At 63.6% G+C, this 15,481-nt stretch carries 16 protein-coding genes; 9 read left to right on the forward strand and 7 right to left on the reverse strand.

Annotated features, from left to right (window positions below):
* The 3 genes from BM297_RS17080 to salA form a co-directional block, all read right to left on the reverse strand.
* Positions 1-620, reverse strand: a 620-nt coding sequence (locus BM297_RS17080; protein ID WP_139231078.1) for an OprD family outer membrane porin, incomplete at its 3' end; no start/stop codon positions are given.
* A 177-nt stretch (positions 621-797) separates the two neighbouring features.
* Positions 798-2,153, reverse strand: coding sequence for an MFS transporter (locus tag BM297_RS17085; RefSeq protein WP_092433701.1), 1,356 nt, complete (start codon positions 2,151-2,153; stop codon positions 798-800).
* Between the two features lie 75 nt (positions 2,154-2,228).
* Positions 2,229-3,521: a salicylate 1-monooxygenase gene (gene salA / locus BM297_RS17090; RefSeq protein WP_092433702.1), complete on the reverse strand. Its 1,293-nt coding sequence runs from the start codon at positions 3,519-3,521 to the stop codon at positions 2,229-2,231.
* Positions 3,522-3,674: 153 nt separating this feature from the next.
* Between salA and nahR the strand changes: the two genes are divergently transcribed.
* Positions 3,675-4,577, forward strand: coding sequence for an HTH-type transcriptional activator NahR (gene nahR / locus BM297_RS17095; protein WP_092433704.1), 903 nt, complete (start codon positions 3,675-3,677; stop codon positions 4,575-4,577).
* A 164-nt stretch (positions 4,578-4,741) separates the two neighbouring features.
* Here the strand turns inward: nahR and BM297_RS17100 are convergent, their stop codons facing one another.
* Complete coding sequence (locus BM297_RS17100; RefSeq protein WP_092433706.1) at positions 4,742-5,635, reverse strand: LysR family transcriptional regulator; 894 nt, start codon at positions 5,633-5,635, stop codon at positions 4,742-4,744.
* A 135-nt stretch (positions 5,636-5,770) separates the two neighbouring features.
* Between BM297_RS17100 and BM297_RS17105 the strand changes: the two genes are divergently transcribed.
* Genes BM297_RS17105 through BM297_RS17120 form a run of 4 tightly spaced genes read left to right on the forward strand, consistent with a single transcriptional unit; the run spans position 5,771 to position 9,459 of the window.
* Complete coding sequence (locus tag BM297_RS17105; protein WP_092433707.1) at positions 5,771-6,787, forward strand: LLM class oxidoreductase; 1,017 nt, start codon at positions 5,771-5,773, stop codon at positions 6,785-6,787.
* Complete coding sequence (locus BM297_RS17110) at positions 6,787-7,587, forward strand: sugar phosphate isomerase/epimerase family protein (RefSeq protein ID WP_092433709.1); 801 nt, start codon at positions 6,787-6,789, stop codon at positions 7,585-7,587. Before BM297_RS17105 ends, BM297_RS17110 begins: the two co-directional genes overlap by 1 nt.
* Before the next feature lie 25 nt (positions 7,588-7,612).
* Positions 7,613-8,422 (forward strand): sugar phosphate isomerase/epimerase family protein, encoded by an 810-nt coding sequence (locus BM297_RS17115; protein WP_092433711.1) that lies wholly within the window; start codon positions 7,613-7,615, stop codon positions 8,420-8,422.
* Positions 8,423-8,475: 53 nt separating this feature from the next.
* Positions 8,476-9,459: an LLM class flavin-dependent oxidoreductase gene (locus BM297_RS17120; protein WP_092433713.1), complete on the forward strand. Its 984-nt coding sequence runs from the start codon at positions 8,476-8,478 to the stop codon at positions 9,457-9,459.
* 101 nt (positions 9,460-9,560) lie between these two features.
* On the opposite strand, the gene BM297_RS17125 is transcribed toward BM297_RS17120, so the two are convergent.
* Positions 9,561-10,451: a LysR family transcriptional regulator gene (locus tag BM297_RS17125; protein ID WP_092433715.1), complete on the reverse strand. Its 891-nt coding sequence runs from the start codon at positions 10,449-10,451 to the stop codon at positions 9,561-9,563.
* 141 nt (positions 10,452-10,592) lie between these two features.
* Between BM297_RS17125 and BM297_RS17130 the strand changes: the two genes are divergently transcribed.
* The 3 genes from BM297_RS17130 (at position 10,593) to BM297_RS17140 (ending at position 12,756) form a co-directional block, all read left to right on the forward strand.
* Positions 10,593-11,549 (forward strand): alpha/beta fold hydrolase, encoded by a 957-nt coding sequence (locus BM297_RS17130; RefSeq protein ID WP_245768286.1) that lies wholly within the window; start codon positions 10,593-10,595, stop codon positions 11,547-11,549.
* A gap of 109 nt (positions 11,550-11,658) precedes the next feature.
* Entirely contained in the window at positions 11,659-11,856 is a 198-nt protein-coding gene (locus BM297_RS17135) for a tautomerase family protein (RefSeq protein WP_090348245.1), read from the forward strand.
* A 228-nt stretch (positions 11,857-12,084) separates the two neighbouring features.
* Positions 12,085-12,756, forward strand: coding sequence for an alpha/beta hydrolase (locus BM297_RS17140; RefSeq protein ID WP_092433717.1), 672 nt, complete (start codon positions 12,085-12,087; stop codon positions 12,754-12,756).
* A 250-nt stretch (positions 12,757-13,006) separates the two neighbouring features.
* On the opposite strand, the gene BM297_RS17145 is transcribed toward BM297_RS17140, so the two are convergent.
* Positions 13,007-13,360, reverse strand: coding sequence for a putative quinol monooxygenase (locus BM297_RS17145; RefSeq protein WP_092433719.1), 354 nt, complete (start codon positions 13,358-13,360; stop codon positions 13,007-13,009).
* Positions 13,361-13,526: 166 nt separating this feature from the next.
* Positions 13,527-14,231, reverse strand: a complete 705-nt coding sequence (locus BM297_RS17150) for an SDR family NAD(P)-dependent oxidoreductase (protein ID WP_092433720.1) — start codon at positions 14,229-14,231, stop codon at positions 13,527-13,529.
* A gap of 152 nt (positions 14,232-14,383) precedes the next feature.
* Here BM297_RS17150 and BM297_RS17155 point away from each other — a divergent pair, with 152 nt between their 5' ends.
* Positions 14,384-15,283 (forward strand): LysR family transcriptional regulator, encoded by a 900-nt coding sequence (locus BM297_RS17155; protein ID WP_092433721.1) that lies wholly within the window; start codon positions 14,384-14,386, stop codon positions 15,281-15,283.
* Positions 15,284-15,481 lie beyond the last annotated feature (198 nt).

Genomic DNA, 15,481 nt, shown 5'->3' on the forward strand with positions numbered 1-15,481 from the left:
CTCACCGCCAGCACCGCTCGGCGGCCGATCCACGGCGACATCGCGTCATCACCGGCCTCGTCGCGATGGCTCATGGCTCGCATCTGGCCGCCCTGCAGGGTCAGCCCGGCGAACTCCTGGGAGACGACGCTCGCCCCGGTGTAGGACGGCGGCAGCAGGCGGATGTCGGAGAAGGTCAGCACCGGCAGGTTGGGTTGCAGCTCGCCGACCTTCAGCTCGGTCTTCGACACCCGGATTTTGAGCGCCGCCCCGGCACGGCTGTACTCGTCGGCCGGCTCGCCATCGGTGTGGCGCGGCATCAGGCCGGTGCCCAGTGCGCCGGCGCGGTCCGCACTGCCGTCCAGCTTGATGCCCAAGAGTCCGATGGCATCGACGCCAAAGCCGACCGGGCCCGGGGTGTAGCCGGACTTGAAGTTGAGGATGAAGCCCTGGGCCCACTCCTCCTGCTTGGACTGGGCGGCGGCAGGCACGTCGCGGAAGTCGCGGCTGAAGTAGTAGTTGCGCGCGGTCAGGGTGGCGGTCGAGTCTGCGATGAAACCGCCGTCGGCGGCGTGAGAGGTCAGAGGCGTGGCCAGGGCTATGGCGAGCGCGAGGCGCTGCGTTTTCGGCTGCTGGATCATAGTTTTCTCTTGTTCTTATGTTTTCTGGGTACCCTGCTGCCTCTCGTCGGTGGCGGCACGCAGGGTGTGGGTTGCCGTCCTGCCAGACGCACGGTCGGCAAGATGGCAGCAACGGAACGAACTGGCAGACGACGGGCCAACCGTTGCCGGAAGGCCCGCCCGGCGAGGAGGCGAAGGTCAGCCCGCGGTTGGCTCCAGCGGCTTGGCTACCGTCACGTCGGGGCAGGGCAACCGGCCCGGCCGGTGCCAAAGGAACACCCCGATGGCGATCGCCCCCACCACGCCCGGCGCCGCGAAGGCAAGGAAGCTGACCTGCAGCGGCATCGACGCCGCATGCAGGGCACCGCCGAGCAGCGGACCGATGATGGCACCGATGCGGCCGATGCCCATGGCCCAGCCCAGCCCCGTGGAGCGGATGTGCGCGGGGTAGAACTGCACCGTGCAGGCATTGGCGAGGATCTGCGTGCCGATGGTGCAGGCGCCGGCGATGCCGATCAGCAGGTACAGCACCGGCAGCGGCGACTTCAGCGCCAGCAAGCTGAGCGAGAGCGCGCCGCCGACGAAGAAGCCCAGCAGCACCCGTCCGAGACCGATGCGATCCGCCAGCCAGCCACCACCGACGGCGCCGAAGATGGCCCCGAAGTTGAGCACCAGCAGGAAGGCCAGGCTGGAGTTCAACCCGTAGCCGGCCGCATTCATCAGCTTGGGCAGCCAGGAGCTCAGGGCGTAGATCATCAGCAGGCAGCAGAAGAACGCCAGCCAGAGCATGAGGGTGTTGAGCAGGCGGCCTTCCTGGAACAGTTGCGGGATCGAGCCCTTGGCGGCCTTGCCCGTGGCGAGACTCAACTGGTCTCCCGAGCGGGGCTGGTAGTCAGGCACCGCCCGGCGCAGCAGTCCCTGGGCACGCTCCACCTGCCCCTGACGCAACAGGAAGTTCAGCGACTCAGGCAACTGGCGTACCAGCAGCGGCAGCACCAGCAGCGGAATCACCGCGACGAAGAACACCGCTTGCCAGCCCCAGTTCGGCATCAACAGCATGCCCAGCCCGGCGGAGAGCATCCCGCCGACGGAGTAGCCACTGAACATGATCGCCACCAGGGTGCTGCGCAGCTTCTTCGGCGCGTATTCGTTCATCAGCGCCACCACGTTGGGCATCACCCCGCCGATGCCGAGTCCGGCGAGAAAGCGGCACAGGGCGAACTCCTCGGGACTGCGCGCGAAGCCATTGATGACGGTGAAACCGCTGAACAGGATCACGCAGGTCATGATGGTCTTGCGCCGCCCGATGCGGTCCGACAGGGGGCCGAAGAACAGCGCCCCCAGCATCATCCCCACCAGCGCGCAGCTGCCCAGCAGGCCAGCCTCCAGTGCGGTCAACCCCCAGTCCTTCATCAGCGCAGGTAACACAACACCGTAGATGACCAGATCGTAACCGTCGAAAATGATGATCAGCGCGCACCAGAACAGTACACGCATGTGAAAGGCATTGAAGCGCGCCCCGTCCAGCAGGGCTCCTGCATCGATCGTACGCATGGTATGGCTCTTCTTGTCATTGTTATTGAGCCGGGGACGCCGTCTGGTGCGCCCCCGGAATGGGCAGCCGTCGTCTCAGGCGCAGGCGCTCATGGCTTCCCAACCCAGACGCGCACGGGCCGCGTCCAGGTCGGCATCGAGATCGTGGTTCCACAGCCAGTCGAAGCGGGTCGCCAGGACATCCCCCAGCGCCTGCTCGTTCGCACCGACGACCGGGTCGCGCAGTTCGTAAAGTTCGCCGGCCTCCCAGGAAGTTCGCTGCACGCGGCAGGCGCGGGGGCGGCGCAGGGCGTCGTAGGCTTCGAGCAGCTCGGCGAGGTTGCTGGCATCGGCTCTCACATCGCCCAGCAGGCGGGCGAGGAAGTAGGCGTCCTCCAGCCCCTGGCCGGCGCCGGCGCCCTGGTGCGGCAACATGGCGTGGGCGGCGTCGCCGATCAGGGCGACCCGACCGTGCACGTAGCCTGGCAGCTCCGCCAAGTCGTGCAGTGCCCAGAGAGTTGGCGCTGGGATGCACTCCAGCAGGACGCGCGCGGCGTCGCCCCAGCCGGTGAAGGCGTCGAGCATCTCGCGCTGGCTCGTCTCGCTCACCCAGGGGGCATCCGCGGGCCAGGTCGGCTCCGGCTGGCTGCGGTCGGAGATGAAGGCCACCACGTTGATGATGCGACCGTGCTTCACCGGGAAGGTCAGAATATGGCCGTCGAGTCCCAGATACATCTGCGGCACGTCCACCAGGTGCTCGTCGATGCCGTGGGCCTGATAGGCTTCGCGCAGGCGCTGGCTGTCGATCATCCCGCGATAGGCGCGGGTCCCGGTGTAGCGCGGCGCCTGCGGCGCCACCCCCTGGCCTTCCAGCACATGGCTGCGCAGCGCGGACTTGATGCCGTCGGCGCCGATCAGCAGGTCGCAGCGGTAATCCGTGCCGTCGGTGAACAGCACCCGCACCTCATCGCCCTGCTGCTCGACCTGGGTGGCGCGCTTGCTGAATTGGGCGATACCTTCGGGCAGGTGGGCGACCAGCGCGTCGAGGAAGTCCGCCCGGTGCACCGAGGACTGGCCTACGCCGGGAGCTATGCTGGCCCCCAGGTAGCCGGCATCGCTGCCGCGGCGCCATTCGAACCACACGTCCTGCCAGGGCTCCGGCGTACGGTCGGCGACCTGCAGATAGGCCTCGCCCAGTCCCAGGCCGGCGATGGCGCGCACCGCGTTGGGGCCGAAGGACACGCCGGCACCTACCTCGCCGAACGCCGGCGCGGACTCGAACAGCTGTACTTGGAGATGGGAATGGCGGCACAGATCCAGTGCCAGGCCGACGCCGGAAATGCCGCCGCCGATGATGCCGATGCGCAAGGCAGGTTTGTTGTTGTTCATGCGGGTACCCGTGATGGTTTTGTTGTTTGGGTAGGACCTATCATGGCGAAGCCAGCTCTATTGATAAATGCACCAAACACCATACAGACTATTAGTACTGTGAATGTTCCCGCCACCCCGGCGGGGCGTAGGCGATGACCCGAGCGAGGCTCCATGGAACTGCGTGACCTGGATCTGAACCTGCTGGTGGTATTCAACCAGTTGCTGGTGGACCGACGCGTCTCCACCGCCGCGGAGAGCCTGGGCCTGACCCAGCCTGCCGTGAGCAACGCCCTGAAGCGCCTGCGCACCGCGCTGCAGGACGACCTCTTCGTGCGCACCTACCAGGGCATGGAGCCCACCCCCTACGCTGCGCAGTTGGCCGAACCCGTCGCCCAGGCGTTGCACACCCTGCGCGAAGCCCTCCATCATCAGGAGCGCTTCGACCCGCTGACCAGTGAGCGCACCTTCACCCTGGCCATGACCGACATCGGCGAGATCTATTTCATGCCCCGGCTGATGGATGCGCTCACTCGCCAGGCGCCCCGTTGCGTGATCAGCACCGTGCGCGACAGTTCTGTGAGCATGGTGCAGGCCCTGCAGGACGGCACCGTGGACCTGGCCGTGGGCCTGCTGCCCAACCTGCAGGCCGGCTTCTTCCAGCGCCGGTTGTTCCACAACCGCTACGTGTGCCTGTGCTGCAAGGACCATCCGGCCACCCGCGAGCCCCTGACCCTGGAGCGCTTCTGCGCCTACGGCCATGTGCGCGTCATCGCCGCCAGCACCGGCCACGGCGAAGTGGACACCCACATGACGCGGGCCGGCATCCGGCGCGACATCCGTTTGGAAGTGCCGCACTTCGTCGCCGTCGGCCATATCCTGCAGCGCACCGAGCTGCTCGCCACCGTGCCCGAGCGTTTCGCCGACTGCTGCGTGGAGCCCTTCGGCCTGACCACCCTGCCCCTCCCCGTGGCCCTGCCGGAAATCGCCATCAACATGTTCTGGCACGCGAAGTACCACAAAGACCCGGCCAACCGCTGGTTGCGGCAGCTGATGTTCGAGCTGTTTTCGGATTGAGCGTCGATTAGGCCGGAGCGATGCGGGAGGCAGTGATCTTGCGCAGCCAGCTTGCCCCCGGATTGGCAACGGGGGCAGCTCATCAACCGGCAGCTCTTGTAGACGGCGCTGGGTGATACCCCAGTCGAACCGGCGGTGCCGATCCGCCGGCGCGGCCACTGCCATCAGGCCATTGGCGTCGCCAGACGCTGGGCGATGAAATTGACGAACGCCTTTATCTTCGGCAAGGGCTGACGGCTGGAGGGCCAGAGGATGCAGAGCGTGCGGCGATCCTCGACGTACGAGGCCAGAAGTGCGAGCAGACTTCCCTTGGCGATCGCTTCAGCGACGACGAAGTCCGGCAGACAGGCTATCCCCTGCCCTGCCTCGGCCATTGCCAGCAAGGGGTCGATGGCGTTGGTGACCGCGGTCTGGGGCAGGTCGAGGTGCAGCGGCTCGCCCCTTTCCACCAGCGGCCAGGGATCGAGCTTGCCGCTTGTGGGATAGCGATAGTGCAGGCAGGCGTGAGTCGCGAGTTCGAGCGGATGCGCAGGCATGCCGTGGCGGGCAAGGTAGGACGGAGCGGCTACCAGCCGATGACTGAAGCCGCTCAGCGCACGCATGACCAGGCGCGAGTCCTGTACCTCACCTATGCGCATGACGGCGTCGAAGCCCTCCTCGATCACGTTCACCAGGCGGTCGCTGAAGTCCAGCTCCAGTTCGATGGCGGGATACGCCTGCTGGAAGGCGATCAGATGAGGCATCAGACGCACGCCCAACTGCGGAAGGCTAATGCGCAGTTTGCCTTGCGGCTTGCCGGCTGCCTGCGTCAGCTCGCGCTCGGCAACCTCAAGCTCGGCGAAGACACGGTGGCATCGCTGCAGGAACAGCGAGCCCTCGGCGGTCAGCGTGATGGCGCGCGTGGAGCGATGGAAGAGCCTGACGCCCAGGCGCTCCTCCAGGCGCGCCACCGCCTTGCCGATGGCTGAGGAGGACACCCCCAGGCGCCTGCCCGCCTCGGTGAAGCTGCGCGTTTCGGCGGCCTGGACGAAAGCGCCAAGGGCGCCGAGATGGTCCATTCGGGAGCTCACATTAATTCCCAAGATTCCGAAATGATCGGAACTTTAGCTTATTTTTCTTTCAAGGTGTGCCCCCTATAGTCGCGCTTCCCGTGACCTGGATATGCAGGCCGACGGTATCGAAACGAGGCAACCATGAACTCCATACGCCCACTCACCGCGCTGCCGCCGGAACTCGCAGAGCACCGCGGCTATGCCCGGATCTTTCAGCCAGGGCAACTGACCTTCGGCTTCATCGCACCGCTCGAGAGCTACCCCGACACTCCCTGGCCGACGCTCGCCGACCACCAGAACATGGCCCGAAAGGTCGACGAGGCGGGCTTTTCGGCGATCTGGCTACGCGATGTCCCGTTCTACGACCCAAACTTCGGCGACCTCGGCCAGCTTCTGGACCCCCTGGTCTACGCCGGCTACCTGGCTGCGGTGACAAAGCACATCGCCATCGGTACCGCCGGCATCGTGCTGCCGCTGAGGGATCCGCTGATCCTTGCCAAACAGGCGACGAGCATCGACCAATTGCTGGGTGGCCGCTTCATTCTCGGCCTGGCCACCGGTGACCGCACCAGCGAATATCCGGCGTTCGGCCGCGACTTCGACAACCGCGCCGAACGCTTTCGCGATGCCCTGGCCATGCTGCGGGCGGCCACGGAGCAAACATGGCCCATGCATGTCTCGCGGTTCTACGGACAGCTCGACGGCAGCCTGGATCTGCTTCCCAAGCCGCGTGCCGCCCGGCTCCCGACGCTGGTGATCGGCATGGCCGGACAGTGCATGGAGTGGATCGCCAATCACGCTGACGGCGTGCTCTGGTACCTGACCGACCCGGCACGCATTCCGGATATCGTCAACCAATGGCGAGCCGCCTGCGCCGGCATGCCCTTCAAGCCCTATGGCTACGGCACCTTCTTCGACCTGGACCGCGATCCGAACCTGCCGCTGCAGCCCGGGCGCGTCATGCGGGCCGGGCGCAATACGCTCATCGACCTGTGGCGGCGCCAACAGGATCAGGGCGTCTGCCACGTTGCGCTGAACTTCAAGCCCCAGCGCAGGCCTGCCGCGGAGGTCATCGACGAGCTGGGGGAATACGTCCTGCCCCATTTCCCCATCGGCCACCCCGCAAGCCTTGCCCCAGCGCAGATGGAGGCGCCGTGATGAACCACCCCGCACACGCCATGGACTTCATTTTCCAGACCCGCCTGGGTAGCTATCCCTTGGCAGCACAGTGCGAAATGCTGGCCGAGCTTGGCTATCAGGGGTTGACGGTGTCCTGGTGGAGCCAGGAGCTGGCCGAGCTGCCACGGGTCAAGGAGCGCTGGGGGCTGGACGTCGGGGCCATCTACGCGATCTACCGCCAAGGCCTTGAGTCGCGCTTGGTTCGGCTGTTCGAGAGCGTCGAGGGGTGCGGCTCTATCGAGCTGGCCCTGCATTCCGGCGAGTCCGTCACGGATGCCGATCGCCGGATGCTCGATCGGCTGCTACCGATCTGCGAGCGGCGGAACATCGAGCTGGTGCTCTACCCGCACATACGCTACGGCATGCAGACCACCTCCGAGGCCATCTCCCTGTGCAAGGAGTTCGACCATCCACGCCTGGGCATCGTGTTCAACGGCTACCACTGGTACGCAACCCAGGAGAAAGCGCTCGAGCAGCGCTTGGACGCGCTCTGGCCCTGGCTCAGGCAGGTGAACATCGCCGGTTGCCGCCTGTCGCCGCTGGGCTGGGGAGGTGCCGCCACCATCGAACCCCTGGACGAGGGGGAGATGGACAACTTCGTGCTGCTTGGCGCACTGACGCGGCGTGGCTATCAGGGCCGCTACGCCTTCCTCGGCTGGGAAAGCATGGGGGGCGATGTCTACGGCAACCTGCGTCGCTCGCTGACCGCCTTCAGGTCCATGGAGCGTCGCCTGTTGCACCACCCCCACTGGGCGGTGATGGACCAGCTGCCGTACTGACCCCAAAGCGCGAGAGAGCCTTTCCATGAAACTACCGATTCACGCGCTGGATTCCTTCTTCTACACATCGATGGGCGTCTACAGCTTCCGCTCGCAGTGCGAAATGCTCGCGGAGATCGGCTACGACGCGATCACGGTTGCGGCATGGGGTGGGCAGCCGTTGACCGATCTGTCGCTGCTGCCCAGCGTCAAGACCGAGCACGGACTGGACATCGCGGCGCTATACCTGGTTCTGCACGAGGGGCGCAACGACGCCATGCTGCGGCGAATCGTCGAGTCCGTCGAAGGCGTGGAGCTGATCGAGCTCGCCGTGCAGTCCTCGCTCAATGGCGAGCCGGCGATCCTGCGGGTGATCGAAAGCCTGCTGCCGATTGTCGAGCGGCGCGGCCTGCGCCTGGCGCTGTACCCGCACCGCCATCACGTTACGGAAACCACTTCGCAGGTCGTCGCTATCTGCCAGCACTTCGATCACCCGCAGCTGGGGGCCACCTTCAATGGCTACCACTGGTATGCCAGCGAGGAAGGCGACCTCGAAGGGCGTCTGTGCGCAATGCAGCCCTGGCTGATGCAGGTGACCACGTCCGGCTCAGCGCTTTCACCTCTGGGCTGGGGCGGCGTGGCCACAATGGAACCCCCGGACCGCGGCGAACTGGACAACTTCGCTTTGCTCGCCGCGCTGTCGCGCATGGGCTACCGCGGCCGCATCGGGCTGCTGGGCTGGGACTACTGCGGGGACGTCTATCTGAAGCTGCAACGCTCCCTGGCGACCATCCGCGAGATGCAGGAGCGCCTGAGCCGTCACCCTCAGTGGGCTCCGCTCGCCGGCGGGCAATGAGCGTCGAGCGCCCCCTTCATCCCCTTGTTCAATCCTTGAAAAATGGAGACCCCATGACCGCACTCTCTGTACTCGACCTCATGATGATCGGCGAAGGCAAAGGGCTGGCCCATTCGCTCGAAGAGGCCGCCCTGCTCGCCCGCCACGTGGAAAAACATGGCTACCGGCGCTACTGGGTGGCGGAGCACCACGACCTGTCGGGTATCGGCTCGGCCGCCACGACCCTGATCATTCAGCACCTGGCGGCGGCGACATCGACACTGCGGGTCGGCGCTGGCGGGATCATGCTGCCCAACCATTCACCGCTGGTCATCGCGGAACAGTTCGCCACGCTGGAGACCCTGTTCCCGGGACGCATCGATCTGGGCGTCGGACGCGCACCGGGATCTGCCGGCCCGAGCATCCGGGCGATGCGCGGCGACGCCTCGGAGCGCGACTTCGCTACCGACGTCACGCAACTGATGGACTACCTGGCCAACAACGGCCGACAGGAGGCACGGGGCTTACCCGGTCGCCATGATGTGCCGGTGTGGATTCTTGGCTCCAGCCTGCAAGGTGCCGATCTCGCGGCGAAGCTCGGTCTGCCCTACGCCTTCGCTTCGCATTTCGCTCCGCGTTTCCTGATGCAGGCGATCGCCCATTACCGGACCAACTTCCGGCCCAGCGAGCATCTGCAGCAGCCTTACGTGATCGCCGGGGTGAACGTCATCGCCGCCGAGACCCACGACGAAGCGGAGTACATCGCCAGCTCGCATCGCCATTGGGTGAATAACCTGCACAACGGTGTGCCGGGGCCGTTGCCGCAGCCGGAGGATGGCTACATGGCGCGCCTGTCCAACTTCGAATTGCAGGGACTGGCGCAGGCGATGGCTTGCACCGCCATCGGGGATAAGCGCGAAGTTGGGGCCTGGCTGCGTGAGTTCATTGCCACCACGGGCGCGAACGAACTGATGATCGACGCCAGGATCTACACCCCCACCGCGCGTTGCCGCTCGTATCAGCTGGCGGCCGAATCCATCGAGGATCTGCTCGAATAGCGCTGGCCCTGGATGCCGCTGCGACAGCCCGGCCACCGGGGCCGGCTGCTCCTTCCGATATGCGGCAGTCGCCAAACAACGGCATTGGCCAGGGACGGCCGCTACGCCTCCTGGCCGAAGGTGGCTATGGCGAAGTCAAGGAAGCTGCGCAGTTTCGGAGTGATGCGGCGATCCGGGGCATAGAGAATGTGCAAGGGCCGAGTCGGCACCTGATAGTCCGGCAGCAGCGCAACCAGCTCGCCCGTCGCCAGGTGCTTGCGAACCAGTTCGAGGGGCTGAAGCAAGATTCCCAGCCCCGCCAATGCGGCGCACAGCAGCGGCTCCCCATGATCGACCATCAGCCGCCCTGAGACAGCCACCACGATCCACCCGTCTGGACCGTCGAAGGTCCACTGCGTGCGCAACTCCGTGTGCGCGAAACCCAGGCACTCATGTGTCTGCAAGTCCCATGGCGTATTCAAAGGGCCATGAGCCGCCAGATAGTCCGGCGCGGCGCAGAGCACGAGTCTGTAGGGAGCGAGAGGCCTGGCGATTAGCCCGCTGTCGGCCAGTTGGCCGACCCTGAATACCGCATCGTAGCCTTCGTCGATCAAATCCACAGTACGATTGGACAACGTCAGCTCGACACTGACCTCTGGGAACGCCTTCATGTACTCGGGCAGGTGCACTGCCAACTGCTGCATACCGAAGCTCACCGGAGCGTTGATGCGCAAGCGCCCACTGGGTGACGCCTGAGCCTCCGCAGCGAGGTTTTCGGCGTGCTCCACTTCGGCGAGGATGATTTTTGCGCGCTCATAAAATGAGCGTCCGAAATCGGTGAGACTCTGGCGCCGCGTAGTGCGGTTCAGCAGCCGCATACCGAGGCGTTGCTCCAGATGATGGACATGCTTGCCCACCAGTTGCGACGAAATCTGCAGCACTTCCGCCGCGGCGCTGAACGATCCCAATTCCGCCGCCTTTACGAAGGCATTCATGCTGGACAGTCGGTCCATTGCAAACAACCTGTTTTGAATGTCGGTCCATTTTGGATATTTATCCCTTTTGCTTTCAAGTATTGAATGAACTGACATTCGAGCAGGGGCTTGGGCGATCGGCTTGAATGCGCGTCCTTTGCGCCCACACAGGTACCAGACTTGAGAACGTTCGAACACGTTGCACCCGTCTCGGCACTTTCCGTGTTGGGGGCGGACTTCACCTTCCCGCGTGCCATTGAGGGCCAACCGACGCGACTGTCGGATTTCGGCGGGCTGCAGATCGGTCGCTTCCGCACCAGCGATGACGTGGAGCTGGCCTACTGGGTGGCCGGTGAAGGTGAACCCCTAGTGTTCATCCCCGGCTGGTCGGCCAACGGGGCGCTGTACGTCTACCTGATGGTTCTGCTGAGTCGGCATTACCGCGTCCATGTACTGGATGTCCGCAATCAGGGGCTGTCCCAGCGCGTGTCGTTCGGCACCCGGATTTCACGTATTGCCATGGATCTCAAGGAGTTCGCCGAGCATCTGCATCTGGACAAGGCACATTACTGTGGCTGGTCCATGGGCGCCTCGGTGTTGTGGGCATATATCGACCTGTTCGGTACCCAGGGCGTTCGCAAGCTGGCTTTTATCGATCAGGCCCCCTCGATCTACTGCCACGCGGACTGGACTGAACAGGAGCGCCTGGACGCCGGAGCTTTCACTTCATCCCCGGAGCGCATGATTGCCTCGTATACCCAGATGAAGCCGGTCAACATGCTGATTTCCGGCACCAGGGTTCTGGAGCACGCAACGCAGATGGATTCGCCGTACTACGCAAATGCCCTGGCGTTCGCCCAGTCCATCATCATCGATGACATGAGCTATACCGGTCAGGTGCTGTTCGATCATGCGACCAATGATTGGCGCGACGTCATCCGCAGCAAGATCGACGCACCGACTGCGATTTTCTCGGGCGAGTACAGCGACTGGCTTCACAGTCAGCGCTGGATGGCCTCAGTCATTCCCGACGCTTCGCTGTTCGTGTACTCGAAAGCGGATCATGGCGACCACTTCCTGGCCTTGAAGAACCCATTGAAATTCAGTTCAGACCTGCATGGGTTCCTGATGCGCTGAGCGGAATTCGATCGGCCCCCCGGTCGAACGTCCGGCTCTGGAAGCCGGGCTGCACTTGGCAACGCGATTACCGCAATGCCCCTTAATCATGTTCTCAGAGGATGCCAATATGCCCGTTGTACGAGTGAGCTGGTTTGAAGGCAAGGACCATGCGGCCAAGCAGGCGGTAGCGGCCGAGATCACCGAAAGCATCGTGAAGAACACCGGCACTGACCCGAACTACATCTACGTTATCTTCGAAGATATTGCCCCCAGTGATTGGGCGGGGGCGGGCAAACTGTTCGGCGGGCCCGACAAGGACTCCTGAATGGTCATCTTCGGACCCGTAGTGAACGCCGGTCATTCGGTGGGTCGGCTCAATCGCCAAGGGTGGCCGAGATCGGCAGCGATGCCGGGAGTTCCTTTCTATAGCAGCCTGTTGATCCGCGCCCTGCCATGCTTGGCGACATGAGGTTGACGTATGGCGTGCTGGCGATGGACAGCTACCTGTTCAGCACCCGTCCCAGCAGCCCTTCGCACACGAGACGATATCGCTATGACTCAAGACACCGCATTCTCTGAATTGCAGCATGAGCCGCAATCCGGTCTGTACTACCGACTCGCCACCAATTCCGAGACTCCTCGCGCGCGCCTGCTGCTGCTTCACGGCGTGGGCGGCAACGAAAGCAACCTTGCTGGGCTCCTACCCTTCCTTCCGCCCGCACTGGAGCTAATTCTGCTGCGCGCGCCACTACAGGTCGCCCCACAGGGCTTTGCCTGGTTCCAGGTCAACTTCACCAGTACAGGGCCGGGAATCCAGGCAGATCAAGCGGAGGCAAGCCGTAATCGGTTGCTGCGCTTCATCCAAGTGCAACCCCAGATGCCGACGGTCATCGCCGGCTTCAGCCAGGGCGGCATCCTCAGTTCCAGTGTCGGGTTGAGCGCCCCCAACTGTGTAGCGGGCTTCGGCCTGCTCAGCGGTCGGATACTGCCGGAGCTGGAGCCACACATTGCCCCTCGGGAAGCTTTGCGCTCCTTGTCCGCCTTCGTTGCTCACGGGAAGCATGACGACAAACTCCCACTGAGCTGGGCCGAGCAGGCAGATGCATGGCTGGAACGCTTAGGGGTCCCCCATCAGACCCACATTTATGAAATGGGTCACGAAGTCATCAGTGAAGAAGTCAGCGATTTCGTCCAGTGGCTACGACCACTTCTGAAGCTTGAGTAATCCACCACCGGGAGAGTATGGATTCCACACCATACGGCCGGGCAGGCGCAGCGCAGCGCAGCGACGCAGGGTGGCATTGTCAGCCAGAGGTGCCTGATGGCGTCAATTTACTCGTCTGCTTGCACATCGATTCGCCCTTGAGCTGGATCCAATGGCGTTGTGCATCAGGCGGTCAAGGATAGCGTCGGCCAGGCCGCAACTTCGGATGTCGCTTCAGGGGGCAGGTCGTATCCGCCCTGCCCCGCATCACTCAGCGAGTGAAGCCGTCGAATGGGGTCATGTAGACCGCACCGAAGCCATCCAGGCGTTTACGCGCTTCGGCGTCCGGGTTGCCGTAGACAACCAGGTCGGTGACCGTCACCAGGTCGAGGAAGCGCTTGGCAAAAGGAGCGAAGGTCTGGTCGATGTGCGAGACCAGCCCTTCGGAGCGATAGCGTTCGATGATGTGAACCGAACGCTGGTCGCTGCTCACGCTGTACTCGTAGGTCAGGGTACCCGGCTCCTGACGGGTGGCTTCGACGATCTCCGCGACCAGCGCCTTGAAGGCCGGGAAGTTTTGAGGTTCGAGACTCAGATTGAAGATGTTGACGATTACATCGCGCATGGTTTGCCTTCGTTTTCGGTGGTGAATGATTCCGGTCCCGTGACGCGGCGCATTTATTGAAACGGGATTTAGATGGCGCCGGTCGGAGGTCTTCTGCGCCCCATGGGTGCTGATCGCTTCCGCTTCGAACCATTGATCGATACGGGAAATGCCAGCGCCCCGGCCATCACCAGGTGATTTCGTTGTCATGGAAGTCGATGAAGAACACGCCAGCGTTGCCCTGCCGTGCGGCAATCGCCTTGGCCATGCCGTCAGTGCTTTCCTCGACCGAAACGGGAGCGTCTGGGCCTCCCATGTCAGTGCGTACCCAGCCCGGCATCATGGCAATGTAGGTCCGCTCATCCTTCTTGCGCGCGCTGAAGCTGCGCAGCAGCGAGTTCAGCGCGGCCTTGCTGGCGCGATAGGACTCGTAGCCTCCCTCGGTGTTGTTGCTGACGCTACCCAGGGCGGAAGACATGACAGCCACGACCCCATCGGCCGGCACATTGGCGCTGAAGGCTTCGAGCGCTCGCATGGGGCTGAGGGCGTTGGTCAGCATCAGGTGGGCAAACTCGTCGTTGCTGATCTGGCTGGACAGCTGCTGCGGATCGTCGCTCACGCCGGCAACCACAAACAGCAGATCGAAAGCGGCACCTTTCAGCTTCTCGGCAAGCTGCTCGATCTGCTTCTGGTCATTGATGTCGAGCGGCTCCACACGCAGTGCCTGAGCGGATTTCTCGACCAGTTGCCCCAGACGGGTATCCGGCCCCGGAGCGCGCTCGGTCGCCACGACTTTCCAGCCTTGCTCTAGGTATTTCTGAACCAGCCCGAGGCCGAGGCCTCGCGATGCGCCAAGTATCAGGGCGTGTTTCTGCTTGTCTGCAATGGTCATTGATGACTCCGATGATAGGTGGGCTATCGAAGAGTGGCCCTTGTTCCAAGGCGCCAGTCCAGATGGGAGATCATGCTATAGTTGACAAATAATCAGATAAACAGGCAGAAGTTCTTAAATGAGTAGAAAATAAGTCAACAGAAGAACACCGAATGATTCAGATCGAATCGCTGAACGGGGTCATCACCTTCGTCACCGCCGCCCGCTCCTCCAGCTTCACCGAGGCCGCCGAGCATCTTGGCGTCTCCAAGTCGGCGGTGGGCAAGGCAATCGCCCGACTGGAGGAACGGCTGGGGACCCAGCTATTCCACCGCACAACTCGGCGCATTCACCTCTCTGCCGACGGCGAAGCCTATTTCGCCGCCTGCGCGGCGGCACTCGATGAAATCAAGGGCGCCGAAGACAGCCTCGGCCCCAGGGCCAGCGAGCCAGCCGGCCGCTTGCGCGTGGACATGCCTGTGGCCTTCGGCCGGCAGGTGATCATGCCGATGCTGCTGTCACTGGCCAAACAGTTTCCACTTCTGAAGTTGAGCCTCTCCTTCAACGATCACCTGATCGACCCCATCGAGGAAGGGGTCGACCTGATGATCCGCTTCGGGGAAATCGGCGACCAGAGCAATCTGGTGGCGCGCAAGCTAGCGAGCCAGCGCTGGGTCATCTGCGGCTCACCCGACTACCTTGCACGACAGGGCTATCCCGACGGCCTACACAGCCTGGAGCGGCATGACTGCATCGTCGGTTTCAGGCGTGGATTGCCCCTGTCCTGGCGCATTTGCAGCGAGGGCCAGAACATCCGCTTTGCCCCGCCCTCCAGCCACCAGTTCAGCGATGGCGCCGCCATGATCGACGCCACCCTGGCTGGCCTGGGCCTGTGCCAGATGCCGCTCTACTTGTTCCGCCAGCACCTCACCGACGGACGACTGGTGGAGGTGCTGGCCGAACTGGAGCCCGATCCGGTGGACATCTACGCACTCTGGCCGAAGACCTCGCACCTGAGGCCCAAGGTCCGTTATGTGGTCGACCAGTTGATCGAGTTCAGCCAGCACTGGTAAAGAGCGAGTGCAGCTGCATGCTTTCTTCTCAACATTCACACTGGTGATGATGGTTATAGCACATAATTTATTTACTTATATATCACCATTCTCTATTGTTCGCCCAACGCATCATAAAAGGGATGCGTAGTCAGGGCGGACTCTCACGCAACTACATGAGACGCTGTAACTAACCGCCCCTTGTTGCATGCCCCAGCA

Source organism: Geopseudomonas sagittaria, assembly GCF_900115715.1.
GTDB lineage: Bacteria > Pseudomonadota > Gammaproteobacteria > Pseudomonadales > Pseudomonadaceae > Geopseudomonas > Geopseudomonas sagittaria.

Bases quoted from the DNA above. Each gene is read 5' to 3' on its own strand.
- BM297_RS17085 (WP_092433701.1), bottom strand. From the start codon at position 2,153: ATGCGTACGATCGATGCAGGAGCCCTGCTGGACGGGGCGCGCTTCAAT.
- BM297_RS17110 (WP_092433709.1), top strand. From the start codon at position 6,787: ATGAACCACCCCGCACACGCCATGGACTTCATTTTCCAGACCCGCCTG.
- nahR (WP_092433704.1), top strand. From the start codon at position 3,675: ATGGAACTGCGTGACCTGGATCTGAACCTGCTGGTGGTATTCAACCAG.
- BM297_RS17120 (WP_092433713.1), top strand. From the start codon at position 8,476: ATGACCGCACTCTCTGTACTCGACCTCATGATGATCGGCGAAGGCAAA.
- BM297_RS17125 (WP_092433715.1), bottom strand. From the start codon at position 10,451: ATGGACCGACTGTCCAGCATGAATGCCTTCGTAAAGGCGGCGGAATTG.
- BM297_RS17150 (WP_092433720.1), bottom strand. From the start codon at position 14,231: ATGACCATTGCAGACAAGCAGAAACACGCCCTGATACTTGGCGCATCG.
- BM297_RS17140 (WP_092433717.1), top strand. From the start codon at position 12,085: ATGACTCAAGACACCGCATTCTCTGAATTGCAGCATGAGCCGCAATCC.
- BM297_RS17135 (WP_090348245.1), top strand. From the start codon at position 11,659: ATGCCCGTTGTACGAGTGAGCTGGTTTGAAGGCAAGGACCATGCGGCC.
- BM297_RS17115 (WP_092433711.1), top strand. From the start codon at position 7,613: ATGAAACTACCGATTCACGCGCTGGATTCCTTCTTCTACACATCGATG.
- salA (WP_092433702.1), bottom strand. From the start codon at position 3,521: ATGAACAACAACAAACCTGCCTTGCGCATCGGCATCATCGGCGGCGGC.
- BM297_RS17100 (WP_092433706.1), bottom strand. From the start codon at position 5,635: ATGGACCATCTCGGCGCCCTTGGCGCTTTCGTCCAGGCCGCCGAAACG.
- BM297_RS17105 (WP_092433707.1), top strand. From the start codon at position 5,771: ATGAACTCCATACGCCCACTCACCGCGCTGCCGCCGGAACTCGCAGAG.
- BM297_RS17145 (WP_092433719.1), bottom strand. From the start codon at position 13,360: ATGCGCGATGTAATCGTCAACATCTTCAATCTGAGTCTCGAACCTCAA.
- BM297_RS17155 (WP_092433721.1), top strand. From the start codon at position 14,384: ATGATTCAGATCGAATCGCTGAACGGGGTCATCACCTTCGTCACCGCC.